At 33.2% G+C, this 20,334-nt stretch carries 15 protein-coding genes; 3 read left to right on the top strand and 12 right to left on the bottom strand.

Features of this window, described 5'->3' with window-relative positions; translation table 11 throughout:
• Nucleotides 1–42 precede the first annotated feature (42 nt).
• Nucleotides 43–1,407, top strand: a complete 1,365-nt coding sequence (locus L1276_RS05155) for an SMI1/KNR4 family protein (protein ID WP_253785960.1) — start codon at nt 43–45, stop codon at nt 1,405–1,407.
• A gap of 73 nt (nt 1,408–1,480) precedes the next feature.
• Here L1276_RS05155 and L1276_RS05150 read toward each other — a convergent pair whose 3' ends face one another.
• The 6 genes from L1276_RS05150 to L1276_RS05125 form a co-directional block, all read right to left on the bottom strand.
• Complete coding sequence (locus L1276_RS05150; RefSeq protein ID WP_253785959.1) at nt 1,481–2,797, bottom strand: serine hydrolase; 1,317 nt, start codon at nt 2,795–2,797, stop codon at nt 1,481–1,483.
• Complete coding sequence (locus L1276_RS05145; protein ID WP_253785958.1) at nt 2,794–3,411, bottom strand: HAAS domain-containing protein; 618 nt, start codon at nt 3,409–3,411, stop codon at nt 2,794–2,796. Before L1276_RS05145 ends, L1276_RS05150 begins: the two co-directional genes overlap by 4 nt.
• Complete coding sequence (locus tag L1276_RS05140; RefSeq protein ID WP_253785957.1) at nt 3,408–3,743, bottom strand: PadR family transcriptional regulator; 336 nt, start codon at nt 3,741–3,743, stop codon at nt 3,408–3,410. The genes L1276_RS05145 and L1276_RS05140 overlap by 4 nt, the downstream gene beginning before the upstream one ends.
• Nucleotides 3,744–3,843: 100 nt before the next feature.
• Nucleotides 3,844–4,365 (bottom strand): DUF421 domain-containing protein, encoded by a 522-nt coding sequence (locus L1276_RS05135; protein WP_253785956.1) that lies wholly within the window; start codon nt 4,363–4,365, stop codon nt 3,844–3,846.
• A 98-nt stretch (nt 4,366–4,463) separates the two neighbouring features.
• Nucleotides 4,464–5,834 (bottom strand): 30S ribosomal protein S6--L-glutamate ligase, encoded by a 1,371-nt coding sequence (gene rimK / locus L1276_RS05130; protein ID WP_253785955.1) that lies wholly within the window; start codon nt 5,832–5,834, stop codon nt 4,464–4,466.
• A gap of 139 nt (nt 5,835–5,973) precedes the next feature.
• Complete coding sequence (locus tag L1276_RS05125) at nt 5,974–8,520, bottom strand: ATP-dependent Clp protease ATP-binding subunit (protein ID WP_253785954.1); 2,547 nt, start codon at nt 8,518–8,520, stop codon at nt 5,974–5,976.
• Nucleotides 8,521–8,777: 257 nt separating this feature from the next.
• On the opposite strand from L1276_RS05125, the gene gyrA reads away from it, so the two are divergent.
• The gene (gene gyrA, locus L1276_RS05120; RefSeq protein WP_253785953.1) at nt 8,778–11,420 is read left to right on the top strand and encodes a DNA gyrase subunit A; all 2,643 of its coding nucleotides are present in this window, start codon (nt 8,778–8,780) and stop codon (nt 11,418–11,420) included.
• A gap of 42 nt (nt 11,421–11,462) precedes the next feature.
• The gene (locus L1276_RS05115) at nt 11,463–12,737 is read left to right on the top strand and encodes a tetratricopeptide repeat protein (RefSeq protein ID WP_253785952.1); all 1,275 of its coding nucleotides are present in this window, start codon (nt 11,463–11,465) and stop codon (nt 12,735–12,737) included.
• A gap of 73 nt (nt 12,738–12,810) precedes the next feature.
• Here L1276_RS05115 and L1276_RS05110 read toward each other — a convergent pair whose 3' ends face one another.
• From L1276_RS05110 to L1276_RS05085, 6 genes are all read right to left on the bottom strand, one after another.
• Nucleotides 12,811–13,230 (bottom strand): OsmC family protein, encoded by a 420-nt coding sequence (locus tag L1276_RS05110; RefSeq protein WP_253785951.1) that lies wholly within the window; start codon nt 13,228–13,230, stop codon nt 12,811–12,813.
• A gap of 347 nt (nt 13,231–13,577) precedes the next feature.
• Nucleotides 13,578–15,563 carry a DUF349 domain-containing protein gene (locus tag L1276_RS05105; RefSeq protein WP_253785950.1) on the bottom strand — a complete coding sequence of 662 codons (1,986 nt, stop codon included), beginning with the start codon at nt 15,561–15,563 and terminating at the stop codon, nt 13,578–13,580.
• Nucleotides 15,564–15,811: 248 nt separating this feature from the next.
• Nucleotides 15,812–16,558, bottom strand: a complete 747-nt coding sequence (locus tag L1276_RS05100) for a lipid A phosphoethanolamine transferase (protein ID WP_253785949.1) — start codon at nt 16,556–16,558, stop codon at nt 15,812–15,814.
• A 63-nt stretch (nt 16,559–16,621) separates the two neighbouring features.
• A complete protein-coding gene (locus L1276_RS05095) occupies nt 16,622–17,371 on the bottom strand; it encodes a shikimate dehydrogenase (protein WP_253785948.1) in 750 nt (249 codons plus the stop codon).
• 2 nt (nt 17,372–17,373) lie between these two features.
• A complete protein-coding gene (locus L1276_RS05090; RefSeq protein ID WP_253785947.1) occupies nt 17,374–18,768 on the bottom strand; it encodes a tetratricopeptide repeat protein in 1,395 nt (464 codons plus the stop codon).
• A gap of 165 nt (nt 18,769–18,933) precedes the next feature.
• Nucleotides 18,934–20,130 (bottom strand): aspartate aminotransferase family protein, encoded by a 1,197-nt coding sequence (locus L1276_RS05085; RefSeq protein WP_253785946.1) that lies wholly within the window; start codon nt 20,128–20,130, stop codon nt 18,934–18,936.
• Nucleotides 20,131–20,334: the final 204 nt, after the last annotated feature.

Genomic DNA, 20,334 nt, shown 5'->3' with positions numbered 1-20,334 from the left:
GCGTAAAAAACAAGAATAATTATTGAAAGTTACATTTTTATAATGAATAAAGAGATTACAAGCCAAATTGAGAGAGTTAAAAAGAAACTGATTTTAGCAAAAAAGATAGATAAAGATTTTAAAGTATTTGGCGCCGACAGTCATAAATATGTTGTTAGAAAAACGGTTGGTCATGATGATGTTTTAAAATTTGAAAGTGATTATGCTGTCTCTCTTCCGGAATCATATAAAGAATTTCTGCTAAATATTGGAAATGGCGGAATCTCCTATCAGGATTCTGCTGCGGGGCCTAGTTATGGAATATTTCCTTTTGGAGAAAATCTTGAAGAATTTATTTATAGTAATCCGCAAAATTGGTTAAAGCAAGATTGTATAATTTATCCAAAAATGAGCAATGAATTCTGGAAGGAATTAACCAGAAATGTTGAAGAAAATGACGATATCTCTGATGAAGATTTTGAAGCCGAATTAGGAAAAATATTTGGCGGAATCCTGCCTATCGGAAGCCAGGGGTGTAACTATTATTATGGACTTATTTTAAATGGAGAATTTAAAGGAAGGGTTGTTAATATTGATATAGACAGACAGAAACCTTATTTTGCTTTCGAGTCGAATTTTTTAGATTGGTATGAGCGCTGGCTCGATGAAATCACAGCAGAAAATGCAAATGATGATACTGGTTTATTTAATTATACTTTAGGTGGGGCAGTATCTCATATTTTAGAAGTATTTAGTACTGAAAAAGACAGAGAAATGAAATTAGAATGTTTAACAGGAATCTTAAAAAAGCAAAAGATAGATTCTCAAACGTTGGATATTTTAGAAAAAGAATACAAGTTGAGTGAAAATGAAATTCAGAAAAAACTGCTTCAGGTATTTACAAAGTTTGATTATAATCGCGCATATCCTTATTTAATTGAATTTGCTGAAAAAGATGTATTGAGCGTATTTCAATTTATATTCTGGTATGCAAAAGATAAAAGTTTGGATTGGCTGGAGTTTATAAAAGAAAATATTGATGCAGTAAATGATGATGAAACTTTTAGTTTCTGTACTTATCTGCTTAAAGAAATGAATATTGATTATAGTTCAATAGTTATTCCTTTTACTACACATAAAGATGAGAGTATTAGAGTAAGCGCTTACTATACTCTTGGCTTATTAGAAAACAAAAGTGATTATCTGGAAACTTTTATTTTAGGATTGAATGATAAAGCGAATAGAGTTATTCATACTACATTACAGGCTTTAGATAAAGTAGACGATAGAAAACTTCTAACGCATTATAAAAGCATAGCAGAGAAGTTTCCTAAAGAACAGGATTATATTTTAATAAACCTGAATCATAGACTTAAACCATTTGGTTTAACGCACAAAACAATTAGAAAAATGGATGTTAAAAACTAGCAGTATTAATATAAGCAAAAGCCCGATTTCAAATTGAAATCGGGCTTTTGCTTATTAAAACTTTTTTTAAGATTTATTCTTTTTTAAATAAATATTCTTTTCCGCCTTGTTTTAAATTCATTTCATTTTTCTCTGAATTAAATTCTAATACAATTCCTGCGGTGTCAAATTTAAAGATGTTTACAGAGGTAGATTCTAAAGGAAAAGAAGATTGTCCATCTGCCTGAGCAATTAAAGTATTGTCTTTTTGAGAAATGTTTATTTTAAAAGGAATTTGTAAACTGCTGTAGGTTCCTGAATATAAATTTAATGTTTGGGCAGGAACCTGAACAATGTTGAAATTAGGCATCGTAAAAGGGTTGTTGAAATAAGAGCTTAAAGCACATAAAAGCACATTATTATTGTCATAATCTTTTCCGTTAGAACAAAAAGCAACAGCCAGTTTTTCTTGTGGAAGATAAGCTGATACTGATTTAAATCTATCAATTCCGCCTGTATGGCCATATACTTTTTTGTCCAGATAAGGAAATTCGAACATTCCCATTCCAAACTTATCTTTTATGGTTTTCATTAAATTTAAATGTTCTGCCGAAATTATTTTGCCAGCAAATAAGCTTTCAATAAAATAGTTTAAATCTACAGGAGTTGAAACAATTCCGCCAGCTCCCTGCGGGATAGAAATATCAGTTTCGGTACTTTTTTTCCATTCTCCGGAATAGCTGTAAGAATAGGATTCTTTGTTGTTTGTATTTATTTTTCCTCCAAAATAAGTATTCTTTAATTTTAAAGGCTTGATTATTTTTTGATTTAAAATTTCAGCATATTGATTTTTATAAACATGTTCAAGTATGTAAGTAAGCAAAACATAGTTAGAATTACTGTATTCTCCTTTAGAGTCTGGCTCAAAAGCAATCTCTCCAGAAGCAATGCGCTCGATCATTTTATCTCTCGACTGGTATTGAGTATTCCAGTCAAAGTAGCTGTCATCATTTGTAAAATCATGTATTCCGCTTCGGTGATTTAATAAATTGCTGATAGTAATTGTCTTCGCATTTTTTATGGTTGGAAAATACTTTTCAATAGTTTGGTTTAAATTGATTTTGTTTTCTTCTACGGCTTTAAAAATAAGAGAAGCAGTAAAGATTTTAGAAATCGAGCCAATTCTGTATTTTGTATTAATGTCTGATTTTTTTGAGGCAGCAGCGTCATCAAAACCAATTGATTTGGTATAGATTGTTTTTCCATTTTCAGATATGGCAATGCTTCCCATGTATTTGTTGTTTTTCTCCAGAAGTGTAAATAAACTGTCTAATCTTTTAGAATTGAAAGTTTGCGAAAAGCCATTCGCAGTGATAAGAGCGAATAAGCAGATAATAGTAATTTTTTTCATGATTGTGTTTTTTGATTGATTGATTTTTTAATTTTTAATAGAAGGGTAATTATAAAATAGAACAAAACGATTAATAGTAACATTGCAGGAATAAACCAGCTGCCAAGAACTTCAATAACGTTATAGCTAATTTGACTTTCGGGATTTAGCATTCCAAGAACAGCAGGAGAAAATGTGTCTTTTTTTACATAAAGTCCAACAAGTGACGGATTGAAAATTTTAGCAAAAATTAAAAAGACAAAACCAAAAAGGAATAAATACAAGATAAAGAAAAAGATATACGAAACGCCATTTGTAAAGTTTAGAATTAAAGCTTTAAAAACATGAATTGGATTGAACGTTTTCGTAGCTTGTTCTAATTTTTTATCGGCTACAAGAGGTTTTAAAACTTCTTCGGGAATACCAAGTTTTTCAATAATATCCAAAAGAGCGTCTATTTCGTTTTTGTCTTTATTGTGCTGGATTGATTCAAAAATATGGCTGTTGAATTCCATGTAAATATCATCCTGACTATTTTTGGACAATGATGATGTCGCTTTTTTAATTCGCTTCATATAATCACTGTAGATTCTCTGCGAAGCTTTTTGTTCGAATTTTAGATCTTCTATTCTCATTTGATGATTTTTTTGATTGACTGCTCCAGATTTTCCCAGTAGATATTCATCTGTTTTAGGGTTTCGATTCCAGCTTCGGTTAACGAATAATATTTTCTGGGAATTCCGGTTTCTTGTTCTACCCATTTTGAATCGACTAATTCTTCTGTTTTTAACCGATTCATTAAAGGATAAAGAGTTCCCTCGGCGATTTCTATTTCGGTATGTTTTCTTATTTGCTCTATAAGCTCATAACCGTAGTACTCATTATCTTTAAGTACATTAAGGATAATGAAAGTAAGTGTGCCTTTCTTTACCTGCGATTTCCAGTTTGTTACAAATGTTTCGTTCATTCGGCTAATATATAACAAAATACATAGTATAACAAAGTATATAGCTAAACTTTTTTTGTTTTAGGTTTAAAATACTGTCTTTTAGACTTTTGAAATTACTTTAGAATTGTTTTTGCAGATTTTTTCGGTTGTGCTTACGTTTGTAGTGAGTTTGTTTTAAGCTTTTTTTGTCTTCAGAAATGACACTTATGGTACCGTCAATTTCTAACATACAAAGTTTTACATCTTTAAAATGCTCTAAACCGTGTTCGCGCATGGCTTCTTTTAATTCATCGTCAGAAATATCTAACTTGCTTAATGTTTTAAAGTCCAATTTACCATTATGAATGAGAATTTCGGGTTTATCTAAAAGCAGATTGTTTAATATTTTGTATTTACGGGTTAATTTTTTGATGATAAAATTGATTACAAATAAAACCAACGCTGCAACTAAACCTCCAATAAGGCTGGTATCTGGACCAACCATTGCATTTTGAACGGAATTGCTGATCAACAAAATCAGAATAATATCAGCGGTATTCAATTGCGAAAGTTCTTTTTTGCCAAAAATGCGCAGGGCAATTGTCATGAAAAAGTAAACAGCAATACTTCGTATAATAATATCTAAATAAGGAAAAGCCATCGTTTTAAATTGTTTAGGTTTAAAAAAAAGCTTTGTCAAAGTTTTTAAACTTTGACAAAGCTGCTAAATTATTTATCTGGTATTAAGTTTAAATGAACTTAACCAAGTTTGAAATTCTTTTCAATCGCCTTAATCATTTCTCCGGCAATGTCTTTGTTTGTTGCGCCTTCAATTCCTTCAAGACCTGGGGAAGAGTTTACTTCGAGCAATAACGGGCCTTTTGAAGAACGAATAATGTCTACACCAGCCACTTTTAAATCCATTGCTTTTGCAGCTTTAATAGCAATCTTTTTTTCTTCGGCCGTTACTTTGATTACAGAGGCTGTGCCGCCAAGATGGATATTTGCTCTAAATTCGCCCGGCATAGCTTCACGCTGAATGGCTGCCACCACTTTTCCGTCGATCACAAAACAGCGAATATCTTTTCCGTTAGCTTCTTTAATAAATTCCTGTACTAATATATTGGCATTTAAACTTTTAAAAGCATTTATAACACTTTCTGCGGCTTTTTTGGTTTCGGCTAATACAACACCTTTTCCTTGTGTTCCTTCTAATAATTTTACAATTAGGGGAGAACCGCCAACCATCTTAATAAGATTGTCTGTATCGAGCGGCGAATTGGCAAAGCCGGTTGTTGGAATATCGATGCCGCTGTTTAAAAGCAATTGCAGGGAATATAATTTATCACGTGATTGTGTTATGGCTGTCGCCGAATTTAAACAGAAAACCTTTAATGCTTCAAACTGACGTGTTAAGGCACATCCGTAAAAAGTAATACTCGGCCTGATTCTTGGAATAATGGCATCAAACTGATTTAAGATTTTTCCGCCTCTGTAATGGATCTCGGGAGTTTTAGCATCAAGTTTCATGTAGCATTCTTTGATATTCAAAAAGTGCATTTCGTGACCGCGCATTTCGCCGGCCTCCATGATTCTTTTATTGCTGTATAATTCAGGATTACTGGCTAAAAGTCCAATTCGTAAACCAGAACTGGCTTTTTCTGAGTTTTGATATAATTCTTTTAAAGCTTCACTTGTAGGTTGTCCAAGTAAATATTTTTCTTCAGGATCTACCAATACACGTCCACTCATAGCTTCACGGCCTAAAAGCATTCTAAAACCCATCGAATCACGATTGGTCAAAGTCATTTCGATAGGCCATTTAACATCGCCAATCTTTAAATGTGTCTGTATAACATAGCGGTGTTCTCTATAACCGCTTGAACTTTTTACAATTCGCTTGTCAACCAGCGGTGCTTCGCAATGAATAATAGTTTTAATGTTATTCTGAATTGGGTTAATATCAAATTTTACCCAATTAGCATCATTTTTTATAAAAGGAGCTATGTTGATAGCGTGCATTGCCGAAGTTTTGGCACCAGAATCGACACGAGCCTTGATTGTCGGGATTCCAAGTTCTGGAAATGAGCACCATTCTTCGCTGCCTAAAATGACTTTGTTTTGAAGCATACTTTGTTTTTTATTATAGAATTTAAATCCAAAAATAGCTATTTGCTTTTACTAAAGATAGTAAATTATCCAAAAAAAATACCCGTTATGTTATGAAAACGTAACGGGTAGATTATTTATGTTATAAAATTTAACTAATTTATTGATTTGTCGGCTCTTCGGCTTTATGGATTTCTACCGAAAGTTCTTGTGAATCATCTTTTAGATCCATCATGATTTCATCACCCGAGTGTATTTTTGAGGTAATGATTTCTTCGGCTAACAAATCTTCAACATATTTCTGGATTGCTCTTTTAAGTGGTCTTGCTCCAAATTGTCTGTCGAAACCTTTCTCAGCAATAAATGCTTTTGCTTTGTCTGTTAAGCTTAATTTGTATCCTAAATCTGAAATACGAGAATATAGTTTTTTCAATTCGATTTCGATAATCAAATCGATATCACCTTTTTCTAATGCATTGAATACAATTACATCGTCAATTCTGTTTAAGAACTCAGGAGCAAAAGTTTTCTTTAATGCATTTTCGATAATGCTTTTAGAATTTTCATCGGCTTGAGCTACTTTCGCAGCAGTTCCAAATCCAACACCTTGTCCGAAGTCTTTTAACTGACGTGCACCAACGTTAGATGTCATGATAATAATAGTGTTTTTAAAGTCAATTTTACGACCTAAACTATCTGTTAAATATCCATCATCCAAAACTTGCAGCATCATATTAAATACATCTGGATGCGCTTTTTCGATCTCGTCTAAAAGAACAACACAATATGGTTTTCTGCGAACTTTTTCAGTTAATTGACCGCCTTCTTCATACCCAACATACCCCGGAGGCGCTCCAACTAAACGAGAGATCGCAAATTTTTCCATGTATTCACTCATATCAATACGAACTAACGCATCTTCTGAATCGAATAATTCTTTAGCTAATACTTTTGCTAATTGTGTTTTACCAACACCAGTCTGACCTAAGAAAATGAATGAACCAATTGGTTTATTAGGATCTTTAAGTCCGGCTCTGTTACGTTGAATAGAACGTGCGATTTTAAGAACAGCTTCATTTTGACCAATTACTTTATTCTGAATTAATTCAGGAAGCTTAGCTAATTTGTTGCTTTCTGTTTGTGCAATTCTGTTTACAGGAATCCCTGTCATCATCGAAACAACATCGGCTACATTATCTTCTGTAACTTCAATTCGGTTGTTTTTAGAATCTTCTTCCCATTGTTCTTGTGCAATAGCAAGCTCTTTTTCTATACGTTTTTCGTCATCGCGAAGTTTGGCTGCTTCTTCATATTTTTGTTTTTTAACAACCATATTTTTGTTTTCGCGAACTTCTTCTAACTGACGTTCCAAATCTAAAATTTGTTTTGGAACATCAATATTGGTAATGTGTACACGAGATCCTGCTTCGTCAAGAGCATCAATAGCTTTGTCTGGTAAGAAACGTTCAGACATATAGCGATCTGTAAGTTTAACACAAGCTTCGATAGCTTCTTGTGTATATGTAACATTATGGTGATCTTCATATTTGTCTTTTACGTTATTTAAAATGGCAATTGTTTCTTCAACAGAAGTTGGTTCTACAATAACTTTTTGGAAACGTCTTTCTAACGCACCATCTTTTTCAATATATTGTCTGTACTCATCAAGAGTAGTAGCACCAATACATTGAATTTCTCCTCTTGCTAAAGCTGGTTTGAACATATTTGAAGCATCAAGTGAACCAGTTGCTCCTCCAGCTCCTACAATAGTATGGATTTCATCAATGAAAAGGATGATATCGTCATTTTTTTCCAGCTCGTTCATCACCGCTTTCATTCTTTCCTCAAACTGTCCTCTGTATTTTGTTCCGGCAACCAGACTTGCCAAATCAAGAGTTACAACACGTTTGTGGAAAAGAATACGTGATACTTTCTTTTGGATAATGCGTAAAGCAAGTCCTTCTGCAATAGCAGATTTACCAACTCCGGGTTCTCCAATAAGAAGCGGGTTGTTCTTTTTTCTTCGGCTTAAAATTTGAGAAACGCGTTCAATTTCTTTTTCGCGTCCTACAACAGGATCTAGTTTTCCTTCCTCGGCCATTTCTGTTAAATCTCTCCCAAAATTATCTAACACCGGAGTCTTAGATTTTTTGTTTGACTTATTGGCGGGATTATTAAAACTACTTTCCTTTAAACTGTCATCTTGTCCTGAATCGTCATTGTACGATTCGTTTCTTGGCAAGTTTTCTAAGAATTCTTCTTCGTTTGGCGTCATATTTAAGTATTGTTCTTTAGCTACGTCATAATCTATTTTAAGCTTATTCAGTAACTTGGTTGTTGGATCGTTTTCGTTTCGTAAGATACATAAAAGCAAGTGAGCAGTGCTAATCGACGAGCTTTGAAATACTTTGGCTTCAAGAAAAGTGGTCTTCAGGGCTCTTTCGGCCTGTCGGGTAAGATGAAGGTTTTTCTTTTCGGTATTTACCTCAATGCTGTGATTAGCCGGACTCAGTATTTCTACTTTCCTGCGTAAATGATCTAAATCAACTGCTAGGTTATTAAGTATATGAATAGCTTTTCCGTTTCCATCTCTTAAAATGCCTAGCATAAGATGTTCTGTACCAATAAAGTCGTGTCCTAAGCGAAGGGCTTCTTCCTTACTGTACGTAATAACATCTTTTACTCTTGGTGAAAAATTATCATCCATAATATATAATTGGTAATGTAAATTTAATTATTTACTGGTTGAAAAACAAAAATCATACCTATTGAGATCTGCTGTCAGCTAATTGACAAAAAAAATAACAATAAAAGAGTTAAAAAACGCTTAATTTATTAACTAAAACCTAAAATAAAGTTGTTAATAAATCATTGAAATAAGTGTAAGGAAATAGCTGAAAAAATTTCAAAAAAACGTATCTTGGCACGCTTTGAAACTAATATAATTATTTAATATAACAACTTATGTCTGAAGGAGAAAAGTTAATTCCTATTAACATAGAGGATGAAATGAAGTCAGCTTACATCGATTATTCGATGTCAGTAATTGTATCGAGAGCACTTCCTGATGTTAGAGATGGCTTGAAACCAGTACATCGAAGAGTTCTTTACGGAATGTATGATTTAGGTGTAACTTCAAGGTCTGCCCACAAAAAATCTGCAAGAATCGTGGGAGAGGTTCTGGGTAAGTACCACCCGCATGGAGATACCTCTGTATATGATGCAATGGTACGTATGGCGCAGGAGTGGAGTATGCGTTATTTATTAGTGGATGGTCAGGGTAACTTTGGATCTGTTGATGGAGATAGTCCGGCAGCGATGCGTTATACTGAGGCCAGAATGCGCAAAATTTCAGAAGATATTATGGCAGATATCGAAAAAGAAACAGTTGATTTTCAACTAAACTTTGACGATACTTTATATGAGCCAAAAGTAATGCCAACAAGAGTTCCTACTTTATTAGTAAACGGAGCTACAGGTATTGCAGTAGGTATGGCAACCAATATGCCGCCACATAACTTAACCGAAGTTATCAATGGTACTTTAGCATACTTAGATAATAATGATATTGAGGTAGACGAATTAATGACGCATATTAAAGCTCCGGATTTTCCAACCGGTGGTGTAATATATGGTTATGAAGGCGTTCGCGAAGCTTTTAAAACGGGTAGAGGACGTATCGTAATGCGTGCGAAAGTTGGTTTTGAAGAAGTTGACGGAAGAGAATGTATTATTGTTACCGAGATTCCATATCAGGTTAACAAAGCCGAAATGATTAAACGTACGGCTGATTTAGTTAACGAGAAAAAAATTGAAGGTATTGCCAATATTCGTGACGAATCTGATAGAAATGGTATGCGTATCGTGTATATCCTAAAACGTGACGCTACACCAAACGTTGTATTAAATACCTTATATAAATTTACATCATTACAATCTTCTTTTAGTGTAAACAATATTGCACTTGTAAAAGGACGTCCTCAAATGTTGAATCTAAAAGATATGATTCACTATTTTATTGAGCACCGTCATGATGTTGTAGTTCGTAGAACACAATTTGAATTACGTAAGGCAGAAGAAAGAGCACATATTTTAGAAGGATTAATTATTGCTTCAGATAATATTGACGAAGTAATTGCTATTATCAGAGGCTCTAAAAATACGGAAGAAGCTCGTGAGAAATTAATCGAAAGATTCAGCTTGTCAGATATTCAGGCTCGTGCTATTGTTGAAATGCGTTTGCGTCAGTTAACAGGACTGGAGCAGGATAAATTAAGAGCAGAATTCGAAGAATTGATGAAATTAATCGAGCACTTAAAAGCTTTATTGGCAGATGTAGATTTAAGAACTAACTTAATTAAGGAAGAACTTCAGGAAATCCGCGATAAGTATGGTGACGAAAGACGTTCTACTATCGAATATTCTGGTGGAGATGTAAGTATTGAAGATTTGATTGCTGATGAAAATGTGGTTATTACCATTTCTCATGCAGGATACATCAAACGTACTAACTTAACCGAATATAAAACACAAAACAGAGGAGGAGTTGGACAAAAAAGCGCCGGAACAAGAGATCAGGATTTCCTTGAACATATGTTCGTTGCAACCAACCACCAATATATGATGTTCTTTACGCAAAAAGGAAAATGTTTCTGGATGCGTGTTTACGAAATCCCTGAAGGAAGTAAAACAGCAAAAGGACGTGCAATTCAAAATTTGGTAAATATTGAAAGCGACGATAAAGTAAAAGCTTTCATTTGTACACAAGACTTAAAAGACAAAGAGTATATCAATAGTCATAACCTTGTAATGGTAACGAAACAAGGACAGGTTAAGAAAACTTCTTTAGAGAAATATTCTAAACCTCGTGCAAACGGAGTTGCTGCAATTACAATTAAAGAAGGAGATGAATTACTTGAAGCAAAATTAACTGATGGAGAAAGCCAAATTATTCTGGCAGTTAAATCCGGTAAATTAGTTCGTTTTGAAGAAACCAAAACACGTCCGATGGGAAGAACAGCTTCTGGAGTTCGTGGAATCACTTTAAAAGATGATACTGATGAAGTAATTGGTATGGTAACTGTTGGTAAAAACGATGTGGCTGATTCACAAATCTTGGTTGTAACTGAAAACGGATACGGTAAACGTACTAAATTAGTTGATGATGATGGTGAAGATGTGTACAGAATTACAAACCGTGGAGGTAAAGGAGTTAAAACCCTTAACATCACAGATAAAACAGGTAAATTAATTTCTATTAATGCTGTAACTGATTCAGATGATTTAATGATTATCAATAAATCTGGATTAACAATCAGAATGGCAATTGAAGATTTGCGTGTTATGGGACGTGCTACTCAAGGTGTCAGATTGATTAACTTAAAAGGAAAAGATTCTATCGCTGCCGTTACAAAAGTAATGAAAGATGATGCCGAAGAAGTTGTTGTTGATGAAGATGGTAATGTTGTAGAATCTGCTATCGAAAGAGTTAAGCCGGATCTAGATGAAGTTCTTGAAGACGACGGAACTGCTGAAGATGACGATGATGATTCTGATGATGTAGTTGAAGACGAAGACGACTCTGAAGAAGAAGAATCTGAGGAATAAATAAGACCACAAAAATTAAATTAAATATACAAATTGAATACTATGAAAAGTAAATATGTAATACTAGCGTCAGCATTACTGATCTCTGTAGCTACGTTTGCTCAAAAAGATCAAATTAAAAATGCTGAAAAAGCATTAAAAGGCGGAGACGCACAAGGAGCACTTGCACAGCTAAAGGATGCAGAAAATTTAATTGTAAATGCAAAAGATACTGAGCAGGCACAATTTTATTTTGTACAAGGAAATGCTTACTTAGAGCTGGCAAACAAAAAAGTTGAAGAAAGCAAAAATTTAAGTGCAGCAGCTTCAAGCTACAAAAAATTAATTGATGTTGAAAAAACTTCTGGAAAACAGAAATATTCAACTCAGGCTGCTACATCAATTGCTAATATCAAAGGGCAATTGATTAATTCTGCAATTGCAGACACTCAGGCAAACAAACATTCTGAAGGAGCTAAGAAATTGTACGATGCTTATTTATTAGATAAGAATGATACAATCAACCTTTACTATGCAGCTTCAACAGCTGTAAATGCTCAGGATTTTGATACAGCACTTCCTTTGTATGAAGAGTTGAAAAAATTAAACTACTCTGGAAAAGGAACTTTGTATTTAGCTGCAAATAAAGCGAGCGGAAGTGAAGATAATTTTGCTAACGCTAAAGAAAGAGATTTAGCTGTAAAATTAGGAACTCATGAGAACCCTAAAACAGAAGCTATTCCTTCTAAAAGAGGTGAAATCTACAAAAACTTAGCTTTAATTTTAGTTCAAAAAGGACGTACAGAAGATGCTAAAAAAGCAATCGCTGATGCCAGAAAAACAAATCCAGAAGATACTTCTTTAATTCTTACGGAAGCTAACTTGTATCTTGAGACTAAAGATTACGAAACATACAAAAAATTAGTTGGTGAAGCTTTGCAAAAAGAACCAAACAATGCTGATTTAGTATTTAATCTTGGTGTGTTAAGTGCAAATGCAAAAAACAATGCTGATGCTGAGAAATACTACTTAAAAGCGATTGAAATTAACCCTGGCTATGCTAATGCTTACTTAAATCTTGCTGCTTTAAAATTAGAAGCTGAAAAACCAATTATCGATGAAATGAATAAATTGGGAACATCTGCGAAAGATATGAAGCGTTATGATGTATTAAAAGCTGAAAGAGAAAATGTTTTTAAAGGTGTTATTCCTTACCTTAAAAAAGCAAATGAGTTAGATCCTAAAAATGATGATGTAGCTAAAACATTATTAGGAGTTTATAAAGCTTTAGAAATGACTGCTGAAGCAAAAGCACTAAAAGCGACAATGAACCAATAATATTTGGGAAATTATATAAATAAAAAACCATTCACTAGTGAATGGTTTTTTTATGTCTTTTAAAGAAAAGTCTTTAGCTTACCAATGAAGCAGATAAAGTAATAGTAGTATTTAAAAGTTTAGAAATTGGACAGATTTCTTTTGCTTTTGCAGCGGTTTTTTCAAATTCTTCTGCTGATATTGATGGTACTTTTCCTTTTAAATCCAGATGGATTAAAGTAATTGAGCCATCTTCAAAAGTTACTGTCGCTTCTGTAGTTAAATCATCTGCAGTAAAACCTCCTTCGTTAAGTAAAAAACTTAACTGCATTGTAAAACAGCCAGAATGGGCTGCTGCAACCAATTCTTCAGGATTGGTTCCGACTCCGTCAGCAAATCTGGTTTTAAAAGATAATTGAGCATTATCTAAAGTAGTGCTTTGAGTACTTATGGTTCCGGTTCCTTCCATACCGGTTCCTTTCCAGCTGGCATTTGCTTTTCTTGTAAATTTCATATTCTTCTTATTTAAAAATTAATTAATAAATGTTATTTGTTTGTCAGTTAATAGTGGTAACTCAAATATAATCAATATTTTGCAGAATAGTTTTATGAAATTTAATAAGAATGTTAAGTTTAGGTTTTTTGTTATGGTAGTATTTAACCGTAAAACAGGCAAAGGTTTACAGAAAGTTCGCAAAGTTTTTTTAAATAAGCTTTTTGAACTTTACGCTTTTAGAAATCTTCAATAAATAAAATCTTTACGTGTTTTGCGGTTAAAAAAAATGAATACAAAAAAAAGGTGCAATGAATTTCATTACACCTTTTATAGTAAAATGGTTTAAACTTCGTTCAACCTGACAATTATTCCGGTTGATTTAAGTTTCTTAATTGTTTTAGTTTGTCTTTCCAAACTTCAAGACTTTCTTTGTGAATCGCAATATTTTTACGTACTTCTGTAACTATTGAATTCTCTTTTTTGGCATTTTTAGTATTTGTAAAGAACTGAATGTTGTTTTCTAATTGGAAAATTTCATTTTGTACTTCTTCAATTTTACGCATAATAAAAATCTTTTCGTTATCTAATTTGCGTGTATCATTGCTGTCAGATAAGGAATCAATACGGTTTGTAAAGCGCATCATTTCAGATTCTTTTTTGCTTAAACTAAGTTTTTCAAAAAGGGCATCTAAAATTTTATTGAATTTACCTTCAATATGACGTCTTGAAAAAGGCACTTTACCATATCCTTTCCAGATTTCAATATGCTGTTTAATAGCATCAAGATCTGTTTTATGATCTCCGGTTAATTGGTAAGCTCTCAATGTTTCCAAATAAGCTTTCTTATTATCAAAAGAAGCAACCTCATCAGCGTTTTCTTCCGATTTATGTTCTTTTAGCTTGTCAAAATAATGATTGCAGGCATCCTTAAATTCTTTCCAGATTTTATCTGAATATTTTTTTGGAACATGGCCAATTTGCTTCCATTCTTCCTGAATTTGTTTCATTACTGGAGTAGTCGAACCAAAATCAGTGCTTTCCTGTAATTCTTTAGCTTTAGCAACAAGTGCCATTTTCTTGTTCAGGTTATCGTTTTGATCTTTTTTGATGTCTTTATAAAACGAATTTTTGAAGGCGTTGAAATTTCTAACGGCAGTTTTAAAGGAAGCCCAAGTTTCTTCGTTTACTTCAGATGGCACTTTTCCTGCTGCAAAAAACTCATTACGTAAAGCTTCAACTTTTTGAATCTGAACCAGCCATTGAGAATGAGAATTAACTTTTTCGGTTCCTAAAACCTCAATTTTGGCAATAATATCTTTTTTAACTTCAAGATTTTGTTGTTCATTAGCTCTCTGGCTTTCAAACAAAACTTCTCTCTTGTCGTGAATTTTTTTAGTTAATTCGCTGAACTTATTCCAGATAGAATCACGATGTTCTTTAGAAACGGGTCCAATATCTTCTTTCCAAAGACGATGTAAATCTTGTAATTCACGGAAAGCTTTGTTTACATCGCTTTCATTTACAAGTTCTTCAACTCTTGCAATAATTTTTTGTTTCTGATCAAGATTATGTTTGAAATCCAAATCGCGGGCTTCGCGATCTAAATGCAGATAATCATAGAAATTTTCTACATGAAAATGATAATTATTCCAAACGTGATTGTACTTGTCTTTTGGAATTGCTCCGGCATTTTTCCATCTTTCTCTTAAATCATTAAAATGTTTAAGAGTATCTTTTATATTTTCCTGAGGATTGATAAGCTCCTTTAATTCCTCAACAATGGCAAGTCTGTTTTCTAAATTTGTTTTTAGATTGGTTTGTAAATGCTTGAAATGTACATTTCTTTTTTCTCTAAAAACATTGTAGTATTCATCAAATTTAGATTTTAAAGGCGAATGATATTCAAACTCTTCATTTGGATCTTCTTTAGAAGCATTGAATTCCTCTCTTTTTTCCTCTAAAAGATGATTGTATTGTAGTAAAAATGATTTCTTAATTTCTTCAATATGATCTTTTACAGACATTACTTTGTCTATATTAATCAGTTTTTTAAGCTCGTCAACAAGAGCATCCAAAGTAAAAGTATGATAATCCTTCATAGGAATATCATGACGTTCTTTTAGAGTCTCGTCTTCGCTTTCTTCAGCATTTGAATTTGTTATGGCATCTAATGCATCTTGATGTTCAGTTTGTTCTGTCTCAACTGTTTCCGCTGCTGTATTTTCAGTAGTGTCTGTTGTTGTTTCAGGCGCTGTATTTTCAATTGCATCATTTTGCGTAGAATCGCTTATTTCGATTCCTGATTTTCCGTCTGCTTCTTCTTGCAGGTTATCATTCTTTTCTTCTAACATTTTTAAATGTATAAGGTTTTTACTTTAAACAGTGCGAAAGATAGTAAAGGTGTTTCTAAATACAAAATAAATCGTTTGTTTATGCAGTATTTTACGATGAAATTCTTATTTTTTGTGTTGTTGTGCAAGTTGTATCTGTATTTTTTTGCTTCTTTTTTGAAAATAATAAAAATTTTAATTTACTGTATTTTTTAGAAGAATGAGAATAAAATTATATTATATAAAGTCTTTTTTCATTTTATTTCGAATCAAAACAAAATTAGAATTCCCATTTCCAATCCGTAATTATATGATTTTTGACCTCCAAAAGCAACGCTGGGATGAATGTAAATTAAATTATCGGGAGTAATTTTTCTTCCAAATTCTAAAAAAGCATTATTCTGAAATCCTTTTACAGTATTGTTGCAGCGAAATGCAGCATCGGCCGCAATCCAGTTCTTTCCAAAAAAACATAAAATGACATTCTCAAATACCGAAACGTTAATATCTTTTCTATTACTCGCACCTGCAAAACTGGTTTGATATTCGAATGACGAAATCCATAAATATTTTTTGGATTGTAAATAACGTCCGTAAAAAATAGAAGGAACAAAAACCCATTTCCCTGTTCCAAAACTGGGATCGGAAGCAGAATTTGAAATTACTCTCGCTCTCAAAGCAATGCCGTTATTTCTTTCCATATAAGGAATGAAACTTATGCCTGCACTCACGTCGCCAATTCCGGTTTTGTTCGTAGAATTCGTATTTGCCGAAATTAAAGGCAAATCAAAACGAAGATTCCAGGCTTTGTTTCCTATAGGTTGCAGGAAACGTAATTGTGTAGTGTTATATGATCCATTTTCAGTATCTAAATATTCATTAAAAAGCAAAATAGTTTTTAAAAAATAATGATATCTGGGTTCTGAAAATGGATTATTAAATTGAATCGTATCTTGTGCTTTAACAGATAACGATTGTAAAAAAAATATGCAGATGTAAAATGGTAGTATTTTCATAACTATCTACAAATGAGTAGACTAATTTACAAAAATTACTTTAACTTCTTAAAAATGAGCTTTTTATTTGTTCCAGATCTTCCAGGCTTTCTCTGCCTGAAAAATAAGCATATCATATCCGTTTTTAATTACGGCACCTCTTTCTTTAGCGTTTTTAAGAAATTGAGTTTCGGCAGGATTGTAAATTAAATCGTATGCGATATGTTTTTCTGTAAAAAACTCATAAGGAAGATCAGGACAAGCCTCGATATTTGGACTTGTACCAACAGGTGTACAGTTTATAATTATTTGAAAATTATCAAAAGTAGTAGCGTTGATTAAATTATAATCGATGATATTTTCTTTTGCTTCTCTTGAAACAAAAGTATACAGAATACCAAGCTCATCAAGTGCAAAAGCAACACCTTTAGAAGCTCCTCCGGTTCCCAGAATCAAAGCTTTTTTATGATGCGGTTCTAATAATGGTTTTAATGATTTTTTAAAGCCGTAATAGTCAGTGTTGTATCCTTTTAATTTTCCTTTTTTGGTGAACTTAATAGTGTTTACAGCGCCAATTAAAGCAGCTTTTTTTGATAGTTTATCTAAAAAGGGAATTACCTGCTCTTTATAAGGAATCGTAACGTTTAAACCTTTCAAATCAGGATTGTTTTTCAATAATCCGGTAAAGTGATTAATTTCAGCAATGTCGAAGTTTTCGTAGCTGTTGCCTGCGAAAATTTCGTCGTTGAATTTTTCTGTAAAATAACCTTTTGAAAATGAGTAACTAATATTACGGCCCAATAAGCCAAAACGCCTTTTTAAAACTTCAATCATTCTTATTTTCTGTGTTTTTCGATGTAATTTCTAACTGTCTTTTTTGTCCATACTACAGGGAATAAATCTTCGATAAGAATATAGTTATCAAAGTTTAAACGTAAACCATTGCTTAAGTGGAATTTTGCTTTTGTGCTATCCTGAATCATGAAATACAATCCCGCTAAACGATATTCGATTTCGTTTTCTTCCGGAAAATATTCTGAAGCCTGTAATAAAGTTTGAATGGCGCTTTCGAATTCTCCTAAAAACTGAAGAATGTCAACCCAAAACAACCAGGTATCCAAAGCATAATCACCAAATTCAACCGCTTTTCTGTATCCAAATTCAGCTTCTTCAAAAAAGTTCATTTGTTTGTTTATCGTTGCATAACGTTTCCAATACAAACGATTTTGATTGTCAATTGCTAATGCTTTATTGACAAAAAACAAAGCTTTTTGAAAATTCTTCTGGCGAACATGAAAATCTGTAATCGCAATCCATCCTTTATCTAAAAGTGGATCTTCGTGTACAGTCTGGTTATAATATTGAAGTGCTTTTACGGCATTTCCCAGTTTTTCGTAACATTTTCCTATGCGCAGTAAAGCATATGAAGTCGCGTCGTCTAACTCTATTGTACGATTATAGCTTTCAATTGCTTCATGATATTTTTTAAGGCGCTCATAAGCTTTCGCTTTTTCCATAAAAGCACCTAAAAATTCATCGTCAATTAAAGTAGCATAGTCAAAAGCACGAATCGCATTTTCGTATTCTTTTACGCCATAATGCAAACGTCCAAGCTGATGCCAGGCAATTTCGCTGTATGGGTTTTTGTTGATATATTCGTTTAAATATACAATAGCTTCCTGATTTTGATCTAAAAATTCAAAACAGTAAACTACGTTATATAAGGCAGATTGATCTTCTAAATCTTCTTCAAGACATTTAATGAAGCTTTCTTTTGCCAGTTCAAGATTATCCATAAAAAGATACTCCATTCCAATCAAGTTGTACACATCAGCGTAATCATCCGTATATTGCAAAGCAATTTTAAGTAATTCTACCGCTTTTTCGTGCTGATCTCTTTTAGAACAGATATTTGCTTTTTGGATATAAATCTCTTCGTTATTAGGTTCAATTGCATACAACTCGTTTAAAAGCTTCTCAGCAATTTCAAGTTTGTCTTCGTAAACCAGCATTTCTACTTGTACTAATTTTAAGCCCGTAGATTTTGGATGCTGATCTAATGCAAGTTTTAAGGCCTTTTTTGCTAAATTAGCCTTGCCTATATCTAAATAATGAAGAATGATTTCTTCAAATTCTTCAGAATCAAAAAAGAGTACTTTGTTAGTTTTTAACATCGACTCAAATTTTGATAAGGATAGGTTATAATCTTCTTCTTCGTTGCTTAATTGCATACTTTGTTTTATTTGAAATTAGCCTGTTATAAATTTAGGCAACCATATAATTGATGTGGGGAGGGAAAATTAATTGTTGTGAACAATTTAATTAACAATATTTGCAGAGTTTATACTCTGTTTTTTATTTATAATCTTTTGAAATTTAAAAGATTAATTTGGTTTTTATTGTGCTTGTTCTTTTTTCAATATTTCATCCATAACGCTTAAAATTATAGAACAGCCTTCTTTTATTTCTTCTTCAGAAATGGTTAACGGCGGTGTTATTCTAATTGCGCATCCTTCAAACAAAAGCCAGAATAAAATAAGGCCTTTGTCCTGACAGTTTAAAATAACCTGATTGGTTAGATCTGCCGTTTCGGTCATTGCTGCAAGCATTAATCCCTTTCCTCTAACTTCTTTTATCAAAGGATGTACCAAAAGCGATCTGAAGAGTTTTTCCTTTTCAAGCGCTTCATTCATTAAATTTGTTTCAGTTAATTCCTGCAAAGTAGCCAGGCAAGCTGACGCAATGACAGGGTGGCCTCCAAATGTGGTTATATGTCCCAGTTTTGGATTTTCAGTTAAAAGGTCCATTTTTTCAGCCGAAGCGGTAAAAGCTCCAACCGGCATTCCGCCTCCCATACCTTTTCCCATAACCACAATATCCGGAACAACATCGTAATTTTGAAAACCAAAAAGCTTTCCTGTCCTTCCAAAACCCGGCTGAATTTCATCAACAATCATCATTGCGCCAACTTCGTCACAACGCTTGCGGACTTTTTCCAGAAAGTGATTTTCCGGCTGAATAAATCCGGCACCGCCTTGTATCGTTTCTAAAAGAATTGCTGCCGTTCTGGTAGTTATTTTTTCTAAATCGGCTTCGTTGTTAAAAGTAATAAAGTCTACATCTGGAAGCAAGGGACGAAAAGCTTGTTTTCGCTCTTCAAATCCCATTACACTCATCGAGCCCATTGTGTTTCCGTGATAAGCATTATGGCACGAAATAAGCTGACTGCGCCCAGTAGTTCTTTTCGCTAGTTTTAAAGCACCTTCAATTGCTTCTGTGCCTGAATTTACTAAATACGTTTTGTTCAGAGATTCGGGCAGGAGTGAAGCCATTAATTTGCAATATTGTACAGCCGGACTTTGCGAGTATTCTCCGTAAACCATTACGTGCGAATATTTGTCTAACTGGTCTTTTATCGCCTGATTTACTCTCGGGTGTTGATGACCAAGTGTACAAGCCGAAACTCCGGCAACAAAATCTAAATATTTTTTATCGTTTGTATCGTATATGTAAGATCCAATGGCGTGTGAAACTTCCATTCCTAAAGGATAAGGAGAAGTTTGTGCCTGGTATTTTATAAAATCTGGATTCATTTTTTTAAAGGTTGAAAGTGGCAAAGTGACTAAGGTTTTCGTTTCAGGATTCAATTTACTGAAAACTAAGACTGCGACTCAATACTAAAAAACTGCGAATAATTTTACCGCAAAGATCGTAAAGATTTACGCAAAGTTTGTAAGCTTAAAATTAAGATTACATGTAATGCAAAGATCGCAAGTTTTGTAAATGCGATTGTGACT

It is taken from the genome of Flavobacterium sp. HSC-32F16 (genome assembly GCF_024171645.1).
Taxonomy (GTDB): Bacteria; Bacteroidota; Bacteroidia; order Flavobacteriales; family Flavobacteriaceae; genus Flavobacterium.
The sequence above is the reverse complement of the archived record's forward strand: the minus strand, read 5'-3'. Positions and strand labels throughout refer to the sequence as shown.

Excerpts from the sequence above, each read along its gene's own strand:
- L1276_RS05110 (WP_253785951.1), bottom strand. The coding sequence starts at position 13,230 with ATGAAATTTACAAGAAAAGCAAATGCCAGCTGGAAAGGAACCGGTATG.
- L1276_RS05145 (WP_253785958.1), bottom strand. The coding sequence starts at position 3,411 with ATGAGAATAGAAGATCTAAAATTCGAACAAAAAGCTTCGCAGAGAATC.
- rimK (WP_253785955.1), bottom strand. The coding sequence starts at position 5,834 with ATGCTTCAAAACAAAGTCATTTTAGGCAGCGAAGAATGGTGCTCATTT.
- L1276_RS05150 (WP_253785959.1), bottom strand. The coding sequence starts at position 2,797 with ATGAAAAAAATTACTATTATCTGCTTATTCGCTCTTATCACTGCGAAT.
- L1276_RS05115 (WP_253785952.1), top strand. The coding sequence starts at position 11,463 with ATGAAAAGTAAATATGTAATACTAGCGTCAGCATTACTGATCTCTGTA.
- gyrA (WP_253785953.1), top strand. The coding sequence starts at position 8,778 with ATGTCTGAAGGAGAAAAGTTAATTCCTATTAACATAGAGGATGAAATG.
- L1276_RS05100 (WP_253785949.1), bottom strand. The coding sequence starts at position 16,558 with ATGAAAATACTACCATTTTACATCTGCATATTTTTTTTACAATCGTTA.
- L1276_RS05105 (WP_253785950.1), bottom strand. The coding sequence starts at position 15,563 with ATGTTAGAAGAAAAGAATGATAACCTGCAAGAAGAAGCAGACGGAAAA.
- L1276_RS05090 (WP_253785947.1), bottom strand. The coding sequence starts at position 18,768 with ATGCAATTAAGCAACGAAGAAGAAGATTATAACCTATCCTTATCAAAA.
- L1276_RS05095 (WP_253785948.1), bottom strand. The coding sequence starts at position 17,371 with ATGATTGAAGTTTTAAAAAGGCGTTTTGGCTTATTGGGCCGTAATATT.
- L1276_RS05155 (WP_253785960.1), top strand. The coding sequence starts at position 43 with ATGAATAAAGAGATTACAAGCCAAATTGAGAGAGTTAAAAAGAAACTG.
- L1276_RS05085 (WP_253785946.1), bottom strand. The coding sequence starts at position 20,130 with ATGAATCCAGATTTTATAAAATACCAGGCACAAACTTCTCCTTATCCT.
- L1276_RS05125 (WP_253785954.1), bottom strand. The coding sequence starts at position 8,520 with ATGGATGATAATTTTTCACCAAGAGTAAAAGATGTTATTACGTACAGT.
- L1276_RS05135 (WP_253785956.1), bottom strand. The coding sequence starts at position 4,365 with ATGGCTTTTCCTTATTTAGATATTATTATACGAAGTATTGCTGTTTAC.
- L1276_RS05140 (WP_253785957.1), bottom strand. The coding sequence starts at position 3,743 with ATGAACGAAACATTTGTAACAAACTGGAAATCGCAGGTAAAGAAAGGC.